The sequence below is a fragment of the Vibrio sp. 03_296 genome (assembly GCF_002265885.1).
The window spans coordinates 1-1046 of record NZ_NPKW01000650.1; the positions used below are offsets into that span (position 1 = coordinate 1).

The window sequence follows — 1046 nt, forward strand, 5'->3', positions numbered from 1 at the left end:
AACGAAAGGAGAGCAGGCATGAAAATATTGTTGGTTAACAAGTTCTTCTTTTTGAAAGGCGGTGCTGAGACGGTCGATTTTTGCAAGAGCGGTGAGCTGCGTTCATTCGGCGGGTTTCGAGATCATCGATTTCGCCATGAAGCATGAGAAAAACCTCACTTCCTCATACAGTGACTTTTTTGTCGACAACGTCGACTACCACCAAGGGCATGGGATCAGCAGTAGTTTGAAGACCGCTTGGGCGTTTATTCACAACAGTGATGCGTGTGCCAAGCTAAAAACACTGATTGAGCAAGAAAAACCACAAATCGTACATTTTACATAATGATTTACCATCAGTTGACACCCTCGCTGATTAAAGTGGCAAATCTGCGGTTGCAAAACGGTACTCACGGCGCACGATACGAAAATTGCTTGCCCGAGTTACACCATGATATACGCCAAGGTAAAACTTGCGAAGCGTGCCTAGATGGCAGTGTTTGGAACGCGACACGTTACCGTTGCCAACAAGGATCCTTATTTAAAAGTGTGTTGCTCTCACTCGAAGCAACCTATCAATCTTTAGCGGGAAATTATTCGTGCGGCTTAGACGTGGATTATTTCTCCGAGCGAATTTCTTTGCGAGCATCTTGCGCCGCAAGTTACCAGAAAACCACATTGAAGTGATTGTCAATGGCATCGATGAAAACGTCGATTGCAGCGACGTCAGTGATGACGGTTATTTTCTCTATCTAGGACGATTAAGTCAGGAAAAGGCGATAGCTAACGCTGGCGGCTGCTTATCTAACAGTCACAACGCTTGCTGCCGCTCAAAGTGGTGGGGGATGGCCCACTGCATGAGACGTTAAAACAGCAATACAGCATGATCGAATTTCTGGGCTTCAATCTGGCGATGCATTGACTCAACTAGATTAAAAAAGCCAGTGCGATCGTGGTGCCGTCAGAGTGCTACGAGAACTGTTCAATGTCCGTTCTTGAGGCGATGGCGTATGGAAAACCCGTGATTGGAGCCAATATTGGAGGGATTCCAGAGCAGGTAAGAGAGG

At 46.6% G+C, this 1046-nt stretch carries 3 protein-coding genes; all 3 read left to right on the forward strand.

Annotation, left to right across the window (positions count from 1 at the left end; all coding sequences use genetic code 11):
• The first annotated feature begins 136 nt into the window (after positions 1-136).
• Positions 137-325 (forward strand): hypothetical protein, encoded by a 189-nt coding sequence (locus tag CIK04_RS34230; RefSeq protein WP_325205875.1) that lies wholly within the window; start codon positions 137-139, stop codon positions 323-325.
• Positions 326-578: 253 nt separating this feature from the next.
• Complete coding sequence (locus tag CIK04_RS34235; protein ID WP_325205876.1) at positions 579-848, forward strand: hypothetical protein; 270 nt, start codon at positions 579-581, stop codon at positions 846-848.
• 116 nt (positions 849-964) lie between these two features.
• Positions 965-1046: glycosyltransferase (locus CIK04_RS34240; RefSeq protein WP_325205877.1), on the forward strand; the 82-nt coding region annotated here is incomplete at its 3' end.